Genomic DNA, 20,453 nt, shown 5'->3' on the forward strand with positions numbered 1-20,453 from the left:
CGAGGGAGCTTGCTCCCGCTGGGCTGCGCAGCAGCCCCAATAGCAACCTGACGACTCGGTGTGTCAGGCAAGCCCAAGGGGCTGCTTCGCAGCCCAGCGGGAGCAAGCTCCCTCGCCACAAAAGCTGATCGCGACTTTATTTTCTTATCAGGAGGACGTCATGGAACGACACAGCTCTGCAACCTTGATAACCACCCTCCTCTTTGTTTTCTCTTCCTGCGTGCTGGCCGCTCCCGACAGCCAGCGCCAGGCCCAACTGCAACACCTGCTGGACCAGGATTGTGGCGCCTGCCACGGCCTGTACATGACCGGCGGCCTCGGCCCGCCCCTGACCCACGAAGCCCTGGCCGGAAAGTCCCGCGACAGCCTCATCGCCACCGTCACCCTCGGACGGCCCGGCAGCGCCATGCCCGGTTGGGCACCGCTGCTTGCGCCCGACGACATTCGCTGGCTGGTGGACCGGCTCCTTCAAGGAAAACCCGCCTCATGATCCGTTCTTTCCTCTCCTCCACCGCCATCGCCCTGCTGCTCTGCGGTTGCGCCCAGACACCGTTGCGCGGCACCGGCGATTTGGGCGTGGTGGTGGAGCGCGCCAGCGGCAGCCTGCAAATCATTGAAAGCGACACCCGTACCGCCCTGGGCCGCGTCGAAGGCCTGGGGGACTTGTCCCACGCCTCGGTGGTGTTCTCCCGCGACCAGCGCTACGCCTACGTGTTCGGCCGCGATGGGGGCCTGAGCAAAGTCGACCTGCTGGACGCGCGCATCGAACGTCGGATCATCCAGGGCGGCAACAGCATCGGCGGTGCAATCAGCCAGGACGGCAAGCTGATCGCCGTCTCCAACTACGAGCCTGGCGGCGTCAAGGTATTCGATGCCCAGACCCTGGAACAGGTCGCCGACATCCCGGCCACGCCGTTGCCCGGCGGACAAAAGCGCTCGCGGGTGGTCGGTTTGGTGGATGCGCCGGGACAACGCTTCGTGTTCAGCCTGTTCGACACTGGCGAGATCTGGACCGCCGACTTCAGCCAAGGCCTCACCCCGCGCATCGAACGTTTCACCGCCATCGGCCAGCAACCCTACGATGCCCTGATCACCCCGGACGGGCGTTATTACATGGCCGGGTTGTTCGGTGAAGACGGCATGGCCCAACTCGATCTCTGGCACCCGGAGCGCGGAGTGAAACGGGTACTGGGCCATTACGGCCGCGGCCAGGCGCGGCTCCCGGTGTACAAGATGCCGCATCTGGAAGGCTGGGCCCTGGCCGACCAGCAAGCCTTCGTGCCTGCCGTCGGGCATCACCAGGTGTTGGTGATGAACGCCCAGGATTGGCAGCAGACCGACGCCATCGCCGTGGCCGGCCAACCGGTGTTCGTCACGGCGCGACCGGACGGCCGGCAGTTGTGGGTCAACTTTGCCTACCCGGACAACGACCGCGTCCAGGTCATCGACACCCAGACCCACGCCATCGTCGCCGACCTGCGGCCAGGCCCGGCGGTGCTGCACATGGAGTTCACCGCGCGGGGTGACCAGTTGTGGTTGTCCGCCCGGGACGGTGGCGAGGTCCAGGTCTGGAACCCGTATCGGCTTGAACGCCTGGGCAGCCTGCCGGCCCTGAGCCCGAGCGGCATTTTCTTCAGCAGTCGCGCGCACAAGCCGGGGTACTGACCATGACTTCCAGCTCACTGGCCCGGCGCCTGATCGATCAATTCCAGCATGGCCTGCCGTTGTGCGCCGAGCCCTATCGGGCCATGGCCGAGACCTTGGGCTGCAGCGAAGCCCAGGTCATCGACTGCCTGCAACACCTGCAAGTGGCCGGGACCTTGTCGCGGGTCGGCCCGGTGTTCGAACACACCCGGGCCGGGGCCAGCACCCTGGCCGCCCTGGCCGTGCCCGAAGAGCGCTTGCACCAGGTGGCCGCACGCATCAGCCAATACCCGGAAGTCAATCACAACTATGCCCGCGAACATCGCTACAACCTGTGGTTCGTGCTGACCGGCCCCAACCGCGCCCACCTGGAAAATATCCTCCAGGAACTGGAGAACGACACCGGTCTCACGCCACTGGACCTGCCCATGCTGACCGCCTACCGCATCGACCTGGGCTTTGCCCTGGAGGCCACCCCATGAAAAACGCCCTGAGCGAACAACAGTCACTGGCGCTGCGCCGTTTGCTGGAAACCGGCCTGCCCCTGACATCGCGTCCCTTCCAGGCCCTGGCCGAGCAGATCGAGGCCAGTGAGCCGCAGGTACTCGAGCAGGTGCAGCATTGGCATGAACAGGGGTTGTTCCGCCGTGTCGGCCTGGTGGTCAACCATCGCGCCTTGGGGTTTGCCGCCAACGCCATGCTGGTGCTGGACGTGCCGGACGCCTTGGTCGATGAAGTCGGCCGACGCCTCGGACAAGCACCGGGCATCAGCCTTTGCTACCAACGCCCCAGGCGCCTGCCCCAGTGGCAATACAACCTGTTCTGCATGATCCACGGTCGCCAGCGTGACCGTGTCGAGACCCAGGTCCAGGCGTTGCTGGAAGAACACCAGCTGGACGACCTGCCCCACCAGTTGCTGTTCAGCACGCACCTGTTCAAGCAATGCGGCGGACGTTTCGCCGCCCCGGCCGGAGCCCGTAGCGATGGATGACCTCGACCGCCGCCTGATCAATCGCCTGCAACTGGGCCTGCCGCTGGTCCGTCATCCCTGGCAGGCCCTGGCCCAGGAACTGGACAGCAGCAGCACCGAATTGCTCGATCGCCTGCATGAGTTGCTCAACGACGGGGTCCTCACCCGCTTCGGTCCGATGTTCGACATCGATCGCCTGGGCGGTGCGTTCACCCTGGCGGCGCTGGCAGTGCCCGAGCCGCGCTTCGAGGCCATCGCCGAGCTGCTCGCGGACATGCCCGAGGTCGCCCACAACTACCGCCGCGAGCACACCTGGAACATGTGGTTCGTGCTCGCCTGCCCCAGCGAACAGGCGATCAACGACACCCTGCTGCACATCGAACACCTGACCGGCCTGGTGCCGCTGAACCTGCCCAAAGAGGAGACCTACCATGTCGGCCTGTATTTCCCCGTCTGAGTCTTTGTGGCAAGCGCCGCCACGGCTGGATGAAACGCCCTTGGCGCTGCGCCTGGTGGAACTGACCCAGGCCGGCCTGCCCTTGCTCGAAGACCCCTGGGCCTGGCTGGCCGAACAACTGGAACTGAGCGTGGAATCCACCCTCGACCTGCTCAAGCGCTTGCAGGCCGACGGTGCGATCCGCCGCATTGCCGCCGTGCCCAATCACTATCGCCTGGGTTATCGCCACAACGGCATGACGGTCTGGGACGTGGCCGATGCCGACATCTCGCGTCTCGGCGCCCTGCTGGGGGCGCAGCCCTTCGTCAGCCACTGCTACCGGCGCCCGCGCCGGCCCGGCTGGCGCTACAACCTGTTCGCCATGGTCCATGGCCGCAGCCGCGAAGAAATCGACAGCTACCGCGAACACCTGCGCTACCTGCTGGGGGACGCCTGCGCCGCCGACGACATGCTGGTGAGCAGCCGCATCCTGAAAAAAACCGGCCTGCGCCTGACACCTGTGGGAGCAAAGCTTGCTCGCGAAACAGGCGCCTCGGTTTCTGAAGGACCGCATCAGCTTCATCGCGGGCAAGCCTTGCTCCCACCAAACCTTGCTCCCACAAAGCGGGAATAAGCCGCGCTGAACTCGGACATCGATCGAAATCGAAGGAGCGCCTTATGTTGAGGATCAGCCATTACCTGCGAGCCCTGGCCGGGCATTGCCCCGCCCCACGTGTCGCGCCACCGGGCAGCAGCCGCCCGCCGGTGGTGATCTGGAACCTGCTCAGGCGCTGCAACCTGACCTGCAAGCACTGCTATGCAACGTCGGCCGACAGCGTGTTTCGCGATGAACTGGACACTCCGGCGGCGCTTCAGGTCATCGACGACCTGCACGATGCCGGCGTGCGCGTGCTGATCCTGTCCGGCGGCGAACCGCTGTTGCGCGAGGACCTGTTCCAACTCAGCGCCTATGCCCGCGACAAAGGTTTTTTCCTCGCCTTGTCCACCAACGGCACGCTGATCGACGCTTCCAATATCGAACAGATTGCGGCGGCGAACTTCGATTACGTAGGCATCAGCATCGATGGCCTGGAAGCGACCCACGATGAATTCCGTCAGCTCAAGGGCAGTTTCGCCAGCTCCATGGCGGCCATCCGGCTCTGCCGCGAACAAGGCATCCGGGTCGGATTGCGCACCACCCTCACCCAGCAAAACCATGCCCAGTTGCCGCGTTTGCTGGACTTGATGAATGAGTACGACGTACAGAAATTCTACCTGTCGCACCTCAACTACAGTGGCCGGGGCAAGCGCAGTCGCAAGCTCGATGCCCATCAGCAGATGAGCCGCGAGGCCATGACCTTGATCTTCGAACGAGCCTGGCGCGACATCGAACAAGGCCGCGACAGTGACTTCGTCAGCGGCAACAACGACGCCGACGCGATCCTGCTGCTGCAATGGGTATCCCGGCACCTGCCCCAACACTACGCCGCACTGGAGCAGATGCTGCGGGCCTGGGGCGGCAATGCCTCGGGCAGCGGCATCGCCAACATCGACAATACCGGCGAGGTTCACCCCGATACGTACTGGTGGCAGCACTCGGTGGGCAATGTCCGCCAGACGCCATTCAAGACACTCTGGCTCGATCGACCCGATGCCCTGCTGCTGAAACTGCGCGAACACCCACGGGCCGTGGGCGGCCGCTGCGGACAGTGCCGCTGGCTGGCGATCTGCAACGGCAATACCCGCACCCGCGCCTGGGCCGACGGCGACCTGTGGGGCCAGGACCCCGGCTGCCACCTCAGCGACGAAGAAATCGGCTTGCACGCGATCCCCAGCGTTGCGATGCCCTGCGCCTGATCAACCGACGGCGAACCTGATACCGAACCAAGGAAGTCCCATGCCTGCCTCCATCGTTTTGCCCGCTGCCCTGCAATCGCCCTTCAGATCGGGTGAAGTCGCCCTGGTCGGCGCCGGCCCCGGAGACCCGGGCCTGCTGACATTGCGCGCCTGGAGCCTGTTGATGCAGGCCGACGCGGTGGTCTACGACCGCTTGATCAGCTCGCAATTGCTCAGCCTGATCCCGCTGACCTGCGCCCGGCACTACGTCGGCAAGGCCGCCGGTTGCCACAGCCTGCCCCAGCCACAGATCAACGAACTGCTGGCCGAGCTGGCCGACCAGGGACAGCGGGTGGTGCGACTCAAGGGCGGTGATCCGTTCATCTTCGGTCGCGGCGCCGAGGAGCTGGAGTATCTGCTGGCCCGCGGCATCGATTGCCAAGTGGTGCCCGGCATCACCGCCGCAGCTGGTTGCAGCACCTATGCCGGCATTCCCCTGACCCATCGCGACCTGGTCAATTCCTGTCGCTTCATCACCGGTCATTTGCAACGCGAAGGCGACTTGAACCTGCCCTGGCAAAGCCTGGCGGATGACAGCCAGACCCTGGTGTTCTACATGGGTCTGTCGAACCTCGGCACCATCGCCGCACAACTGATCGCGGCGGGCCTGGCGGCAGATACGCCGGCGGCGCTGATCAGCAACGGCACGCGCCCCGACCAGCAGGTCCTGCGCGGCACCCTCCAGCAATTGCCGCAGATGGCGCTGGCATGCGCCGAGGGCCTGCCAACCTTGACGGTGATCGGCAAGGTGGTTGGCTTGTTTGCCCATCAGGTATTGGAGCATCCGGCCCGCCTGCACCCGGCCCTACCGCTCCAGCCAGGTATCGCGAGGGTGGCCTCATGAGAATCGGCTGGCTTGCCCCATTGCTGTGGATCGGTGCCGTCCACGGCGCCACGGCGCCTGAACCGGACCTGACGTTGGCCGAACAGAACTACCAGCAACACTGCCAGCAATGCCACGGGGTGAATCGCATCGGCGCTGCCGGGCCGGCGCTGTTGCCCCAGAGCCTGAGTCGGATCAAGCCCGACGAAATACGCCAGGTGATCGAAAATGGCCGCCCGGCCAGCCAGATGGCGGCGTTCGGTGCGGTGCTCGAGCCTGCGCAGATCGATGGCTTGACCCACTATCTCCAGCGTTCACCCGCCGTCGAACCGACCTGGAGCGAGGACGACACGCGCCGCAGCCATCGCCTGCTGGCGGATGTCGCCAGCCTGCCCGATAAACCCCAGCACCACGCCGACCCGCTGAACCTGTTCGTGGTGGTGGAGGCTGGCGATCATCACGTCGATATCGTCGACGGCGATCGCTTCGAGGTCCTGGCGCGCTTCGCCTCACATTTCGCGGTGCATGGCGGGCCGAAGTTTTCGCCGGATGGACGCTTCGTCTATTTCGCCTCCCGGGACGGCTGGATCAGCCTGTATGACCTGCACAACCTCACGCTCATCGCCGAGGTGCGGGCCGGGCTCAATACCCGCAACCTGGCGGTGAGCAAGGACGGGCGCTGGGTGCTGGTGGGCAACACCCTGCCCGGCAACCTGGTGGTGCTGGATGCCCGCGACCTGTCACTGGTCAAGACCGTTGCAACGGTGGGGCTGGACGGCCAGGCTTCGCGGGTCAGTGCGGTGTATACCGCGCCGCCGCGCAACAGCTTCATCGTCGCCTTGAAAGATGTGAAAGAGGTCTGGGAACTGTCCACCGGCCCGAATCCGGACTTCGTGCCCAGGCGGATCGAGGCCGAGGATTACCTCGATGATTTTTCCTTCTCGCCCGATTACCGGCAGTTGCTCGCCACCTCGCGCAAGGCCCAGGGCGGCCAGGTGATCGACCTCGACACGGGGCGGATCGTCACCGACATCGCGCTGCCGGGCATGCCGCACCTGGGCTCGGGGACCTATTGGAAACGCGATGGGCACTGGGTGTTCGCCACGCCCAACATCAGCAAGGGGCTGATTTCGGTGATCGACTTCGACACCTGGAAAGTCATCAAGCAGATCCCCACCCTGGGGCCGGGTTTCTTCCTGCGCAGCCACGTCAACTCCCGCTACGCCTGGACCGATGTGTTCTTCGGCCCGGACAACGATGCCATTCACCTGATCGACAAACAGACTCTGGAAATCGCCCACACCCTGCGACCCATGCCCGGCAAAACCGCCGCCCACGTCGAGTTCACGCGCGACGGCCGCTACCTGCTGCTGAGCATCTGGGATACCGATGGCGCGCTGATCGTCTACGACAGCAACACCCTCAAGGAAATCAAGCGCCTGCCCATGAACAAGCCTTCGGGCAAATACAACGTCGGCAACAAGATCGAGTTCGCCGAGGGGACGTCACACTGAAAAAAAGGGGGGCTGATGCGCAGCCCCCAATATCAATCGATCTGAGACACCAGGGTGTCAGGTCTCAGGGCCGCTTCGCGCCCCAGCGGGAGCAAGCTCCCTCGCCACAGGGTTGCACCCGTACTCAAAAATGAAATCGAACACTGCTCTTGTGGCGAGGGAGCTTGCTCCCGCTGGGCTGCGCAGCAGCCCCAAAAGTCGACCTGACACGCCTCAGTTGAAGGGAGTCACCCTTACCAGGTGAGCACCGCCCCCACCGCAAAGGTGTCGGTGTCTTCGTTTTGGGCGCTGGTATCGTGGCCGTTGATTTCGAACTGGTTGTACTCGGCCACGAGCTTGAGGTTGTCGTTGATGTCGTGGAACAGCGCGACGCCACGGGTTTCGTAGTCGGCGCCACTGCCCACCACGCCGTTGCCGTCGTCATCGGTCTTGCCGTAGGACAACGCCAGGCGGTTCTTGCCCAGCTTGTAGGAGCCCTGCAACAGGTAGCCCTTGCTGTCGACATTGCGCAGGGTGGCTTCACCGGCGTTGTTGGTGAAGAACGGGTTGATGCCCTTGGCCTGGAACCCCGAGCCGGTCAGCGACAACCCGCCTATCTTGGCCTGCACGCCATACCCCAGGCCCTTGGAAGTGACCGACTCAACGGTGGCGTCGGTGTTGTCCGAGGTCTGGTAGCTGCCGTTGAGCCAGCTGTAGATCTTCGCCCCCCCCAGGTCGAACTGGTAGGTGATCTCGCTCTCGGTGCGCGGGTTTTCCTGATAGGCCTTGCCCGTGGCGCTGTTGTCGTTGGTGTCCACCGGGTCCATGATCCCCACCGCCACGCGCAAGCCCTCCATCACCGGCGTGCGGTAAGTGATCTGCGAGGTCGGGAACGGGTACGGATAACCGCTGCCGATGTTACCGAACGAGACGCCACCGCCGTCCACCAAACCCAGGGTGTCACTGACCTGGCCGTAACCGGCGAGCAACTCGTCCAGCAGGATGTTGGAGCGGGCAAACAGGCCGAAGTCCTTGCCGATCAGCACCTCACCCCACTCCGGGTTCGCCACGGTGCCGTAGAACTGGCGCACGTCGATGGCGGTGTCGGTGCCGTTGGTTTCACTGTCGTTGATGGTCACCCAGAACGAGGCCCGGGCACCGAGCTTGAGGTCATCGACCTGCTTGCCCATGTTGAAGCCCAGGTAGTTGGGCAAGAAACCCATCTTGACCCGCGCCTGCCGACGGTCGTACTGCTCACCGGCGCGGTCCACGTCGCTGTTGACGTAAAAGGCGTTGACGTAGCCATCGGTGGAAAACGTGGTCTGGTCCTTGTCGTACAGCATGATTTCGGCGTTGGCCCAAGGCATCAGGCCCAGGCTCGAAACACCTACGATGACCGCAGGCAAAAAACGTTGGCGGGTATTTTTATTGTTGTGCATGGCGCGCTCCGCAACAGGGGACGGGATGTCGGAGGCGATTATCGAAAGGCGCCCGCGCGCGTCATACGCTGCCTTGGAGGCATTTGGCGGATGCTTTGGAAGCGCCGGCCTGGCGCGGCAGTTTGGGTGTAAGACGGCGAGGCTGGCGGGTGCGGTACTTTGGGTGTGGGCCGCAAGGTGGCTTGGGAGGGATCAACCCATTGGGCAGTCATAGTGAGTTGGCTGGTTTGGGGCTGCTGCGCAGCCCAGCGGGAGCAAGCTCCCTCGCCACAGGGGTCGCACCCACACTCAAAATTGAAGTCAGATCCAGCTTTTGTGGCGAGGGAGCTTGCTCCCGCTGGCCTGCGCAGCAGGCCCCTCGCCTTCGGCTCAGAACCTCGGCTTGACGGTCTTCCACTCCGGCCGGTAACGCTGCATCTGCCGCACATCGTCACGCTGGCGGATGCCGCAACTGAGGAACTGCTCATGCAGCTTGCCCAGTTGATCCCGGTCCAACTCCAGGCCAAGACCAGGCGCCCGGGTGATCTTCACGCAACCGTCGACAATCGGCAGCTTGCCGCCCTTGATCACTTCTTCATCCGGTTCCTGCCACGGGTAATGGGTGTCACAGGCGTAATCCAGGTTCGGCACCGCGGCCGCCACGTGGGCCATGGCCATGAGGCTGATGCCCAGGTGCGAGTTCGAATGCATCGACACGCCCAGGCCGAAGGTGCTGCACATTTTCGCCAAGGCCTGGGTGTCGCGCAGGCCGCCCCAGTAATGGTGGTCGGCCAACACGATCTGCACGCTGTCCTGCGCCACACTGCGGCGAAACTCATCGAAATCGGTGACCACCATATTGGTCGCCAGCGGCAGCCCCGTGCGTTTGTGCAGCTCGGCCATGCCCTCAAGCCCCGGCGTCGGGTCTTCGTAATACTGCAGGTCATCCCCCAGCAGCTCGGCCATGCGAATCGAGGTTTCCAGGGACCAGTTGCCATTGGGATCGATGCGCAACGGGTAGCCGGGAAACGCCCGTTTCAGGGCCTTGATGCAGGCGACTTCATGCTCCGGATCGAGGGCGCCGGCCTTGAGCTTGATGCTCTTGAAGCCATAGTCCTGGATCATCCGCCGGGCCTGGGCAACGATCTGCTCTTCGTTGAGCGCCTCGCCCCAACTGTCGGGCGGGTACGGCGAGTCGATGTGCTCGGCGTACTTGAAAAACAGATACGCACTGAACGGAATCTCGTCACGAATCGCGCCGCCCAGCAGGTCCACCAGCGGCACGTTCAGGTAATGGGCCTGCAAATCCAGGCAAGCCACTTCGAACGCCGAATAGGCATTGCTCACCGCCTTGCTCGCGTGGGAACCCGGCGCCAGTTCGGCACCGGCAACGCTGGCCGGTTTCTGCGCGGCGACGGTCGCCTGGACGATGGCCCGCAACTGGTTGAGGTTGAACGGATCCAGGCCGATCAACTGGCTCTGCAACTGCTGCTGGATCGCCAGGGCCGGCGCATCGCCGTAGCTCTCCCCCAGGCCGATGTAACCGTTGTCGCTCTCGATCTCGATGATCGAGCGCAACGCGAACGGTTCATGGATGCCGCTGGCGTTGAGCAAAGGTGGATCGCGAAAAGCAATGGGGGTGACGGTGACGCGTTTGATCTTCATACAGCGGCTCCTGATAGGCCAGGGGTCAAGGCTTGGTTTTTTTCCAGCGGGTTGACGATGATGGACGCGGCGGATTGTTCCCGTCTAATCTAACTTGGCACTTGATTGATACCTGGATTGAATCAATGTTTGAACTGGCCCAGTTGCGCTGCTTCACCACCGTGGCGACCGAACTCAACTTCCGTCGCGCCGCCGAACGTCTGAACATGACCCAGCCACCGCTGAGCCGGCAGATCCAATTGCTAGAGCACCACCTGGGCGTCGAACTGTTCACCCGCAGCACCCGCAGCGTGGCGCTCACTGCTGCCGGCCGGGCGTTTTTCATCGAAGCGCAGAACCTGCTGGAACAGGCCCAACAAGCCGCCATTGCCGCCCGGCGTTTTGCCCAGGGTGACATCGGTTCGGTGACCATCAGCTTCGTCGGCAGCGCGGTATACGAGTTCTTGCCCAAGGTGATTGCCGAGGCCCGGCTGAAACAGCCCCAGGTCAAAATCGTCCTGGCGGAGATGAACACCTACCAGCAGCACGAAGCCCTGCGAGCCCGGCGCATCGACCTGGGCATCGTCCGCTCGCCCCTGCTGGAAACTGGCTATGCCACCGAATGTCTGGTGCGCGAACCCTTCGTGCTGGCGGTGCCTGCCGGACATCCGCTGGCCAGCGCCGAGACCGTGAGCGTCCAGGATCTGGACGCCCAACCGTTCCTCATGTACTCCCACGCCGCCTATCCGCCCTTCAACGAACTGCTCACCGGCATGCTGCGCTCGGCCCGGGTTGCGCCGCAGTTCGTGCAATGGCTGGGGTCGTCGCTGACGATCCTGGCACTGGTCAACGCCGGCATGGGCCTGGCACTGGTACCGCGTTGCGCCAGCAGCGTGGTGTTCAAGCAGGTGGTGTTTCGCGAGATCGACCTGGGCGAAGGGGTGCAGAGCGAATTGCACCTGGTGTGGCGCGAGGACAACGACAACCCGGCGTTCACCATGTTGCTGGAAGGGATTCGGGGGGCGGTTCGGGAAGGACTCTGAAGGCAGCACCGCCAAAGCTGCAGCGTGTGAAAACCTTGGGCCTATTCCAGTTCTCTTCGAGTGGTTGTACGATGACCGACGAGCTAACATTCGCTCGCGTTCCCGATACCTACAAAAATAAGGAAATCCCCATGAAAAAAGCGACATTGGTCATCAGCTTCTTGTGCTTGTTCAGCGGCTACGCAGCGGCAGCCACTTCATCGGCCGAGCAGGAAGTGGCCCAGGCCGTCGACCACCTGACCCAAGCCATGCTGCACAAAGACATCCCACAACTCCAGGCATTGGCCGCCGAAAACCTGACCTACGGCCACTCCAGCGGCAACATCCAGGACAAGAAAGCCTTCATCGCCGACATCGAAACGGGCAAGAGCGCATTCAAGACCCTGGAAATGAAGAACCAGAAAATCACCTTGTCCGGTGATGTGGCGCTGGTGCGCAACCACTTCTCGGCGCAGGCGCTCAAGGGTACTGAAGTGGTGCCAACGGAAATCGAGAACTTCCAGATCTGGCAGAAGCAGAAGAATGGCAAGTGGCTACTGATCGGTCGTCAGGCGTTTCGGTTCTGATAGCGGGCCAGGCCGGGAATCTCTGCGGCAAGCGCATTATTTGAGCTTAGGGTGATCCATTGTGGCGAGGGAGCTTGCTCCCGCTCGGTTGCGAAGCAGCCGCAAAAAAGGGGCCGCTACGCAGCCCAGCGGGAGCAAGCTCCCTCGCCACAGGGATGCCCTTTTCAGCCCTGGCGCCTTGCGTCAGGCTCCGGCCCACTGCTCCCGGTACTGCAACAGGAAATCCACAAAAGCACGCACCCGCTGCGGTACGTACCGGCCGTGAGGATAGAGCAAGGTGAACGGCCGTGAGCGCCCCGCGAAAGGCGCAAGCACCTCCACCAGTTGCCCATTGGCCAGCTCCTGTTCCACGATGAATTTGTAAGTCTGGAACAAGCCCGCGCCATGCTTGGCCAGCGTCACGCCGCCGAGAACATCATCCGAACAGCAATAGCCCCCTTCGCCGAACACCTCCTTTTCCTTGCCCTCGACATTGAACAACCAGGAAATCCGTCGCCCGCTACTGGGCAATTCGAACTGGATGCATTCGTGGTCGTCCAGGTCTTCAAGAACCTGCGGCGTGCCGGCCTTGCGCAGATAGTCAGGAGACGCGACCACCACCAGTTTCCCGTCTTCCAGCAGTCGGGCAATCATCGACGAGTCGGGTTGGGCCCGCACCCGGATGGCGAGGTCATAACCTTCGGCCACGAAATCGATGTTTCGATTGCTCAGGTGCAGGTCCACAGTCACTTGCGGGTACAGCGCCCGAAAGGCCGGCAGCAAGGGCAGGATGCGGTGATGACCGTAAGTGGTGGGCAGGCTGATACGCAGTTGCCCGGACGGCACCGATTGCGCGCCCATCATTTCCTGTTGCGCCTCGACCAGTTGCGTCAACGCCTGGCGGCATTGCTCGAAATAGATCTTGCCGGCTTCGGTCAGGCGAATGCTGCGGGTGGTGCGCACGAAAAGCCGTGAGCCCAGGCGCTCTTCCAGGCGAAAGATCGAGCGGCTCACCGCCGCCGGGGTAACCCCCGCCAACTGCGCCGCAGCCGTGAAGCTGCCCGCCTCCGCCGCCAGGCAGAACAGTTCTATGCTGCCCAACTGCAGGTCTTCGAAATGACGCTTCATGATTCATTACACCGCGTATCAACTGAAGTTTCCAAAGGCCTGTTTATCAGTCTGCGGCATATAAATACAGTGGGCCCTCAACGGCGTGGGATTCTTCCTGCGCACTTTCTCAGCAGCAGGAGTGCAACATGCCTTTCGTCAATGTGCGAATTACCCGAGACGGCGTCACCCGTGAACAGAAAGCCCAGGTGATTTCCGAAATCACCGAAACCCTCCAGCGCGTACTGGGCAAGGACCCACACTTGACCCATATCGTGATCGAGGAGGTCGACACGGATAATTGGGGATACGCGGGGATGACGACGACGCAGTATCGAAGTCTTCCCAAGGAATAACCCTCCACCCTTCCGAGCCCGGTCCGATTGACCGGGCTTTTTTCTGCCTACCAACCGGACTGCCTGACAATCCTGTGGGAGCGAGCTTGCTCGCGATAGCAGTGTGTCAGTCAGCATCAATACCGACTGGCCTGACGCCATCGCGAGCAAGCTCGCTCCCACAGGGGGCCACCGGGGTATGTGTGGCCCCGGCCATTGATTACATGACGTATCAACTCAAGTACCAGAAGCCTTATTTATCAAACCCTGGCGCATCAATACCCTGAACTCAACCACCGCCAACACAGGCGCATCGGTTCAACTCAATGTGATCAGGAGTCAATCATGAGCCTCAAAAAAACCGTCATCATCACCGGCGCTTCCAGCGGGATCGGCCTGGGTCTGGTCAAGGCGTTCCTGGGTCGGGGTTATAACGTGGTGGGCAATGCCCGCTCCCCGTCCGGCCTTGACGCTGCCGCCGCCGAGCTCGGCCACCCGGCGGGTTTCATCGGCGTGGCCGGCGACATCGCTGACCCGGCCACTTCAACCGCCCTCATCAGCCAAGCCGTCGCGGCGTTTGGCGCCGTTGACGGGCTGGTGAACAACGCCGGTTTCTTCCTGCCAAAACCCTTCGTCGAATACAGCCCCCAGGACCTGGACGCGCTGCTGGACACCAACCTCAAGGGGCTGGTCTACGCCAGCCAGGCTGCTGCCGCACACATGATCGGGCGCCAGCAAGGCTTCATCATCAACATTTCGGCCGCCGTGGCCCTGCAACCGAACATCCAGGTGCCGGCAGCACTACCGGTGTTGATCAAGGGCGGCGTCAACCAGATGACCCGCGCCCTGGCCCTGGAACTGTCGCCCCACAACATCAAGGTCAATGCAGTCGCCCCCGGCATCATCGACACGCCCATGCACGACCCGGCTCACCGCGAATTCCTCGACAACCTGGCCCCGGCCGGTCGCGTGGGCACCATCGAGGAAATTGCCGAGGCCGTGTTGTACCTGGCGGGCGCCGATTTCACGACGGGCGCGATACTGCCGGTGGACGGCGGGATGAGCACAGGCAAGTGGTAAAGAGGCAAGTGGTAAAAAGAAAAACCCCGAAGGCAAGGCCTTCGGGGTTTTCATGACGCACGGGATTCAGAGCGTGTAGGAGATGCCGGCCTGCACGGTTCGCGGGGCGCCTGGGTAGGCATAGACGCCACCGAATGCACCCTCTTCGTAGTCGGCGTCAAACAGGTTCTTCAGGTCCAGGTTGAGGCGGATCCGCTCGTTGACCTTGTAGTAACCGAGCAGGTCCACGACGGTGTAGCTGTCCATGGTAAAGGTGCTGGCCGCGGTATTGCCGGCCCGCTCATCGACGTACTTGGCACCTACGCCAAGGCCGAGGCCCTTGAGGCCACCGTCCTGGAACTCGTAGACGTTCAACAGGCTGAAGGAGTTCTTGGGCACGTTGAGCAGACGAGTGCCGGACGGGATGTTGATGTCCTTGGTCACTTCGGCATCTACATAGGCATAGCCACCAATCACGCGCCATTGCGGCGTCAAATTGCCCGCCACGTTCAAGTCAAAGCCACGGCTGCGCACTTCCCCGGCAGCGACGTTGAAGGTGGAATCAAGCGGATCGGGCGTGAGGACGTTGCGCTTTTCAATCTGGTAGATCGCTGCGTCGACGCTCAACTGGCGATCCAGCGCTTCCCACTTGACACCCATTTCGTAGGACTTGCCCTCTTCCGGCTTGAATCCCCCGCCACCTTCGCGACTGGCACCGGTGTTGGGTTTGAACGAGCGTGCGGTATTGGCATAGACCGCCACGGTGTCGGTCAGGTCGTAGATCACACCCAGGCGCGGGGTGACGGCGCTGTCGGTGACGTCCCAGTTCCGGCTACCGGGCGGGTTCTGCGGGACGAAACTCTCGTACTGATGCTCGAACCGCTCAAAACGCGCCCCGGCCAACAGCTTCAAGCGCTCAGTCAGCGCCACTTGATCCTGGACGAACACACCAAACGTCTTGAGATTTTCCTGGTCATTTGTGGGCGTGCGCGTCAACGCCGGGCGTGGCTGGCCATGCACCGGGTCGAAGATATCGATCGGGTAGGCACCGGCGGCACCGGAGGAACGCTGGATGATGGACTGGTAGTCGTAGTCCTCATACTCGATGCCTGTCAGCAACGTGTGCTCGAACCCGCCGGTGGAAAAATGCCCGGTGAGGTTAAGCTGGGTGTCGCGGTCGGTCCATTCCAGCTTGCGGTAGTTGAAGTTGCGACTCAGGGTACGCCCATCGGCGCCGATGCTGTTGCCCTCCACGGCATTGCCCTGCAAGGTGCCGTCGAGCCATTGGGTACCACCGGCCAGGGTCCAGTCGTCGTTGAGCATGTGCTCGAAACGCACCTGCAGCATGTTGTTGTCATTGTGCAGCTTGCCGGCGTCTTTTTCGCCGAAGAACGTATCGCGCGACGCGGTGCCGCGCTGGCCGGCGTAATGGGTCAGGCCACGGTCCAGCGGCGCATTGTTGCGCATGAAATCGCCTTCGAAGGTCAGGCGCGTGGTGTCGTTGACCTGCCAGGTCACCACTGGCGCGATGCCGTAACGCTCGGTCTCGACGTGGTCGCGGAACGTGTCGCCGCCCTCGCCGATCACGTTCAGGCGATAAGCCAGGCGCCCTTCTTCATCCAACGGACCGGAGGCGTCCAGCGTACCGCGACGCATCCCCTGGTCGCTGACCTGGCTGCCCAGGGTCACCGTGCGCTCGGCCAATGGTTGTTTGGACACCACGTTGAAGGTACCGCCCGGGTCGCCGCGGCCATAGAGCATGGTGGCCGGGCCGCGCAGGACCTCCAGCCGCTCGATGGTGTTGGCGTCCGGCATGTTCGGGTAGCCACGGTTGATCGGGAAGCCGTTGCGGTAGAACTCCCCGGTGGTGAAACCGCGTACGGTGAAAGTCGTCAGGCCCTGGCCGCCGAAGTTGTTGCCCCGGCCGACCCCGCCAGCGTAATCGAGGGCGTCCTGCAGGCGCGTGGCGCCGAGGTCTTCGACCACGTCGCGAGATACCACGGAAATGGATTGCGGGGTTTCATGGATCGCCGTGTCGGTACGGGTGGCGCTGGCCGAACGGGTGGCGTGATAGCCCTTCACCGGACCCTGGGCTGATTCATAGTCTGCAGTGCCGACGATATCCGTGGCTTGCAGCTCAAGGGTCGCCGGGTTGGCAGGGATTGGCTCTTCTGCCCAGGTGGAAACGGAGTAAGCCTGGAGCACACACAGTGAAACGAGAATCCGACGCATCGATGCACAATCCTAATGGAAACAAACCACCCACATCGGGAGGCTGACAAAAATGTGTCGCGAAAGATACAGTAACTCATTGTCGTTTGATATCTATTCCCATTAGCGTCGATGTTTTTTGTGACCGGTCAGTCCGTCATCGCGAGCAAGCTTTGCTCCCACAGGATCTTCAGCGGGAACAAGTCTTGTGGTTGGCCCCTGCCTCCCCTGTGGGAGCAAAGCTTGCTCGCGATGGCGCCAGAACAATCCCCCCATACCCTATTGGCCCGCCGCAATCGACTCCTGCTCCACCCGCTGGAAGAACACCTGCGCACGATGATCCTGGGTATAAGCCACGTTCAACCGCAACCAATCGCACGCCTCCCCTTGTGGCAGGAACGTTGAGCCCTGGGACAGTTGGATTTGCAGCTCCCGGGCGATCTGCTGCACCCGTTGTGCCGCCAGGCACCGCGGCCTGGCCCAGACGAACAGGCCCCCCAACGGCTCGGCAAATACCTCCCAGTGGGCCGGGTCCAGCTGGCGCAGCGTACTTGCCATCTGCTTGTTCAGGCGCTGGCGCAAGCGCTGGATCAGCTTGCGGTAAGCACCGTTGGCCAGCAACGTCGCCACCACGTTTTCCGCCAGCAGCGAACAACCGATGCCGGTAATCATCTTGACTTCGGCCAGGCGCTGGATGATCTCGGGGTGGGCGACCACGTAACCGATGCGCAGCGAACTGGACAGCGTCTTGGAAAAACTCGCCAGATAGATCACCCGGTCCAGGGCATCCAGGGAGGCCAGGCGTGAGGTCGGACCGTTCTGGAAATCGGCGTAGATGTCGTCCTCGATGAGGCGAAAGTCATGGGCCGTTGCCAGTTGCAGCAGACGATAGGCCACGCTCGGCGCCAGGCTGGTGCCAGTGGGATTCTGGTACATGCTGTTGATGAAGAAATACGCGGGTTTGTGCTCGCCCAGAAGCTGTTCCAGGCGGGCGATGTCCGGGCCTTGCGCGGTTCTCGGCACCGCCAGGGTCTGGACCCCATGCAGTTTCAGCAGATTGAACAGGTTGTAGTAGCCAGGGCTTTCCACCAGCACCAGGTCACCGGGCTTGAGCAAGGTTCGCACCAGCAGGTCGAGGCCCTGGCTGGCGCCTTGGGTGGTGATGATCTGCGTCGGGTCGACATGAATATCGATAAGGCCCAGGCGCTTTTGAAGGTGCAGGCGCAGATGAGGCGAGCCCAACGGGGTGCTGTAGTTGAACAACGCATGGTTGTCGCTGCGCACCACTTGGCGGATCGCCTGGCCCAGGTCGGTGTCGTCGCGCCAGGCGTCGGGCAGCCAGCCGCAACCGAGCTTGAGCTGCGTCGATTCAATGTCGAACAACCGCCAACGCGCGTTATCCATTTCGGGCTCCGGCTCCACGGGCCGGGCCAACTGCTGCGCGACAAAAAAGCCCGCGCCGTGCCGGGACTCCAGCACCCCGCTGGCGACCAGTTGGTCATAGGCCTTGATCACGCTCGACAGGCTCAGGCCATTTTCCCGGGCCAGTTGGCGAATCGACGGCATTCGCGCGCCGGGGCGGATGCCATGGGCGTTGATCCAGCCCATGAGGTGCGTCACGAGCTGCCGGATCACGGGCTCGGCAACGTTGCGATCGATCTTCAGGTCCACGTCGGGCACTCTTGGCTAAGTGTTCTCGATTTTCGAGCGAACAGTTAAGCACAAATGGCCTGGGTCTGTTCCTTGTTTGCGCTGTGTCCGGCAGTGATAGTCCCCGGGACTTCATGCACACCCTTTAAGGAACACCCTTGAACCCATCGCATCGACATTCCTGGGGGCTGGCTTTCGGCCTTTGCCTGATCACCCTTGCGGTCAACCTGCAGGCGCCGCTGTACACCACCTACGCGCAGTTGTCCGGCTACGGGGCCGGCGCCACGGCGGTGGCGTTTTCCGGTTATGTGCTGGGCGTACTGCCGGTCCTGCTGGCGTTCGGTGGGCTGGCCGACCGGGTGGGACGCAAACCGTTGATCCTCGTCGCGCTCGGGCTGTCGATGCTGGCGACGCTGGTGACACTGCTCTGGCCGAGCCTGGAGGCGCTGGGCGTGGCGCGCCTGATGATGGGGATCGGCACAGGGCTGGCCTCGGCCACATCAACCGCCTATATGGCCGAGCTCATGGCAACCCGCGATCCCCGCTCGCCGGCCAACCGGGTCACCGCCAGCACCTCCCTGGGCTTTGGCCTGGGCGCGGCGTTGACCAGTCTGTTCCTGTTCGTCCATCACAGCGCCACGCCCGGCAGCTTCTGGTTGCAGCTGATGTTGGCTGCCATCGCGATCGTCGTGGTCTGGCGGTTACCGGACCCGGCGCTGAAAATCAAAGACGCACCGCTGCTGCGCCTGCCGTTGTTTCCCGCCGGCAGCCTGCCCTACAGTTTTTCCATGCTGCTGGCCTGGGCGACCTCGGGCCTGGTCATCGCCATATTGCCGTCAGTGCTGGCGACCCACGACTTGCAGCGTTGGTCTGGCCTGTCGACCTTCACGGTCATCAGTTGCGGCTTGCTCTTCCAGCCCTGGGTTCGGCGCATGCAACCAGCCAGGGCCACAGGCTTGGGCTTGTTGATCCTGCCTGCGAGCTACGCGTTGCTGGCCTGGGGCGCGAGCGCCGGCTCCCTGCTCGCCGTGTTGCTCGGAGCACTGGGCGCCAGCAGCGCCTGCTACGGTTTCCTGTACTTGGGCGGGTTGTCAGCCATCACGGCGATGGCCGGCACGGAAAAGGCCCGGGTCAGCGCCGGGTTCTTCCTGTTCGCCTATGTCGGGTTCAGCATCCCGGTGGTGATGACCGGGTTGCTGGCCGATCATTTTGGCGCTGACGTGGCGTTGATCGTGTTCGGCCTGGCGCTGCTGGCGGGGGCGTCCGTCACCGGATGGCGCATCCTCCGGACTCAGGCCTATGTGGCCCAACTATCCCACAGCTGAACACACCAACCTGAAGGATTGGAGGAAGCCTGGGACAGCTCGACACCACGCTCGGCAAAGTCGTATACCATATCCCCATCTAAGCCGAACGACCCGCCGCCGTGACTTTATCCAAGTTCAACCTGCCTGACCTGGGCAACACCCCTTCCACCTCGGAAATCATCACCCGCCACCTGCGCGATGCCATTGTGGCCGGGCACTTTGCCGAGGACGAGCCCATTCGCCAGGATGACATCGCCCGGCAGTTCAACGTCAGCAAGATCCCCGTGCGCGAGGCCCTCAAGCGCTTGGAGGCCGAGGGCCTGGTGATGTTCCAGCGCAATCGCGGGGCGATGGTGACGCGCATTTCCGAGGCGGAGCTGGCGCAGATGTTCGAGGTGCGGATGCTGCTGGAAGACAAAGTGCTGCGCCTGGCGATTCCCAACATGACCGAAGCCACCTTCGCCCGTGCCGAAAGCATCTGCCGGGAGTTCATCGGTGAAGACGACGTCGGGCGCTGGGCCGAACTGAACTGGCAACTGCATGCCTGCCTCTACGAACCGGCGCAACGGCCCTTCATGGTGAGTCTGATCCGCTCGGTCCACGACAAGCTGGAGCGCTACTTGCGCATGCAGATGAGCCTTTCGGCGGGCAAGGAACGCGCCGATCACGAGCACCGGGAAATCATCAAGGCCTGCCGCGCTGGCGATGTCGAGCACGCGGTGAAGCTGCTGGACGAACACATCGCCGGGGTCTGCGAGACCCTGTTCAAGTTCCTGCCTTCCAGCCATTGATGGGCCGGCACTGTGCCGATTTCGTCATCGGTGACAGATAAATCCATCAAGCCGTCGCCCCCCGGCGCGGGCCACGCTTGC

At 62.9% G+C, this 20,453-nt stretch carries 20 protein-coding genes; 15 read left to right on the plus strand and 5 right to left on the minus strand.

All coding sequences use genetic code 11. From position 1 onward, the window contains the following. Nucleotides 1-160: 160 nt before the first annotated feature. Genes HU749_RS17105 through HU749_RS17145 form a run of 9 tightly spaced genes read left to right on the plus strand, consistent with a single transcriptional unit; the run spans nucleotide 161 to nucleotide 7,283 of the window. Nucleotides 161-490 carry a c-type cytochrome gene (locus HU749_RS17105; RefSeq protein ID WP_024616180.1) on the plus strand — a complete coding sequence of 110 codons (330 nt, stop codon included), beginning with the start codon at nucleotides 161-163 and terminating at the stop codon, nucleotides 488-490. Further along, entirely contained in the window at nucleotides 487-1,665 is a 1,179-nt protein-coding gene (locus HU749_RS17110) for a cytochrome D1 domain-containing protein (RefSeq protein ID WP_079304776.1), read from the plus strand. The genes HU749_RS17105 and HU749_RS17110 overlap by 4 nt, the downstream gene beginning before the upstream one ends. A gap of 2 nt (nucleotides 1,666-1,667) precedes the next feature. Next, nucleotides 1,668-2,126, plus strand: coding sequence for an Lrp/AsnC family transcriptional regulator (locus HU749_RS17115; protein ID WP_046065825.1), 459 nt, complete (start codon nucleotides 1,668-1,670; stop codon nucleotides 2,124-2,126). After that, nucleotides 2,123-2,635, plus strand: coding sequence for a siroheme decarboxylase subunit beta (gene ahbB / locus HU749_RS17120; RefSeq protein WP_046065824.1), 513 nt, complete (start codon nucleotides 2,123-2,125; stop codon nucleotides 2,633-2,635). The genes HU749_RS17115 and ahbB (HU749_RS17120) overlap by 4 nt, the downstream gene beginning before the upstream one ends. Further along, nucleotides 2,628-3,071: an Lrp/AsnC family transcriptional regulator gene (locus tag HU749_RS17125; RefSeq protein ID WP_018613495.1), complete on the plus strand. Its 444-nt coding sequence runs from the start codon at nucleotides 2,628-2,630 to the stop codon at nucleotides 3,069-3,071. The genes ahbB (HU749_RS17120) and HU749_RS17125 overlap by 8 nt, the downstream gene beginning before the upstream one ends. Further along, a complete protein-coding gene (ahbB, locus tag HU749_RS17130) occupies nucleotides 3,046-3,684 on the plus strand; it encodes a siroheme decarboxylase subunit beta (protein ID WP_079304778.1) in 639 nt (212 codons plus the stop codon). Before HU749_RS17125 ends, ahbB (HU749_RS17130) begins: the two co-directional genes overlap by 26 nt. Before the next feature lie 44 nt (nucleotides 3,685-3,728). Continuing rightward, on the plus strand, nucleotides 3,729-4,907 hold the full coding sequence (gene nirJ, locus HU749_RS17135; RefSeq protein ID WP_079304780.1) for a heme d1 biosynthesis radical SAM protein NirJ: 1,179 nt from the start codon (nucleotides 3,729-3,731) through the stop codon (nucleotides 4,905-4,907). Nucleotides 4,908-4,947: 40 nt separating this feature from the next. Then, complete coding sequence (gene cobA / locus HU749_RS17140) at nucleotides 4,948-5,790, plus strand: uroporphyrinogen-III C-methyltransferase (protein WP_014339149.1); 843 nt, start codon at nucleotides 4,948-4,950, stop codon at nucleotides 5,788-5,790. Beyond that, nucleotides 5,787-7,283, plus strand: coding sequence for a nitrite reductase (locus HU749_RS17145; protein WP_079304782.1), 1,497 nt, complete (start codon nucleotides 5,787-5,789; stop codon nucleotides 7,281-7,283). Before cobA ends, HU749_RS17145 begins: the two co-directional genes overlap by 4 nt. A 233-nt stretch (nucleotides 7,284-7,516) precedes the next feature. Here the strand turns inward: HU749_RS17145 and HU749_RS17150 are convergent, their stop codons facing one another. Then, a complete protein-coding gene (locus tag HU749_RS17150; protein ID WP_095961921.1) occupies nucleotides 7,517-8,701 on the minus strand; it encodes a porin in 1,185 nt (394 codons plus the stop codon). A 369-nt stretch (nucleotides 8,702-9,070) separates the two neighbouring features. Next, entirely contained in the window at nucleotides 9,071-10,345 is a 1,275-nt protein-coding gene (locus tag HU749_RS17155) for a glucarate dehydratase family protein (protein WP_186650869.1), read from the minus strand. A gap of 125 nt (nucleotides 10,346-10,470) precedes the next feature. Between HU749_RS17155 and HU749_RS17160 the strand changes: the two genes are divergently transcribed. After that, nucleotides 10,471-11,367: a LysR family transcriptional regulator gene (locus HU749_RS17160; RefSeq protein ID WP_057452151.1), complete on the plus strand. Its 897-nt coding sequence runs from the start codon at nucleotides 10,471-10,473 to the stop codon at nucleotides 11,365-11,367. Between the two features lie 131 nt (nucleotides 11,368-11,498). Further along, the gene (locus HU749_RS17165; RefSeq protein ID WP_057452153.1) at nucleotides 11,499-11,933 is read left to right on the plus strand and encodes a nuclear transport factor 2 family protein; all 435 of its coding nucleotides are present in this window, start codon (nucleotides 11,499-11,501) and stop codon (nucleotides 11,931-11,933) included. A 183-nt stretch (nucleotides 11,934-12,116) separates the two neighbouring features. On the opposite strand, the gene HU749_RS17170 is transcribed toward HU749_RS17165, so the two are convergent. Then, the gene (locus HU749_RS17170) at nucleotides 12,117-13,040 is read right to left on the minus strand and encodes a LysR family transcriptional regulator (protein ID WP_095961923.1); all 924 of its coding nucleotides are present in this window, start codon (nucleotides 13,038-13,040) and stop codon (nucleotides 12,117-12,119) included. A gap of 128 nt (nucleotides 13,041-13,168) precedes the next feature. On the opposite strand from HU749_RS17170, the gene HU749_RS17175 reads away from it, so the two are divergent. Then, complete coding sequence (locus HU749_RS17175; protein ID WP_003202537.1) at nucleotides 13,169-13,375, plus strand: tautomerase family protein; 207 nt, start codon at nucleotides 13,169-13,171, stop codon at nucleotides 13,373-13,375. A 324-nt stretch (nucleotides 13,376-13,699) separates the two neighbouring features. Continuing rightward, nucleotides 13,700-14,434 carry an SDR family NAD(P)-dependent oxidoreductase gene (locus HU749_RS17180; protein ID WP_095961924.1) on the plus strand — a complete coding sequence of 245 codons (735 nt, stop codon included), beginning with the start codon at nucleotides 13,700-13,702 and terminating at the stop codon, nucleotides 14,432-14,434. 66 nt (nucleotides 14,435-14,500) lie between these two features. Here HU749_RS17180 and HU749_RS17185 read toward each other — a convergent pair whose 3' ends face one another. Both HU749_RS17185 and HU749_RS17190 read right to left on the minus strand, forming a co-directional pair. Beyond that, nucleotides 14,501-16,645, minus strand: a complete 2,145-nt coding sequence (locus HU749_RS17185) for a TonB-dependent siderophore receptor (protein WP_186650867.1) — start codon at nucleotides 16,643-16,645, stop codon at nucleotides 14,501-14,503. A 258-nt stretch (nucleotides 16,646-16,903) separates the two neighbouring features. Continuing rightward, nucleotides 16,904-18,295: an aminotransferase-like domain-containing protein gene (locus HU749_RS17190; RefSeq protein WP_186650865.1), complete on the minus strand. Its 1,392-nt coding sequence runs from the start codon at nucleotides 18,293-18,295 to the stop codon at nucleotides 16,904-16,906. Nucleotides 18,296-18,432: 137 nt separating this feature from the next. Here HU749_RS17190 and HU749_RS17195 point away from each other — a divergent pair, with 137 nt between their 5' ends. Continuing rightward, a complete protein-coding gene (locus HU749_RS17195) occupies nucleotides 18,433-19,599 on the plus strand; it encodes an MFS transporter (protein ID WP_186650863.1) in 1,167 nt (388 codons plus the stop codon). Nucleotides 19,600-19,700: 101 nt separating this feature from the next. Further along, nucleotides 19,701-20,372: a GntR family transcriptional regulator gene (locus tag HU749_RS17200; protein ID WP_046062699.1), complete on the plus strand. Its 672-nt coding sequence runs from the start codon at nucleotides 19,701-19,703 to the stop codon at nucleotides 20,370-20,372. Nucleotides 20,373-20,453 lie beyond the last annotated feature (81 nt).

Source organism: Pseudomonas ogarae, from assembly GCF_014268695.2.
Lineage (GTDB): Bacteria > Pseudomonadota > Gammaproteobacteria > Pseudomonadales > Pseudomonadaceae > Aquipseudomonas > Aquipseudomonas kilonensis.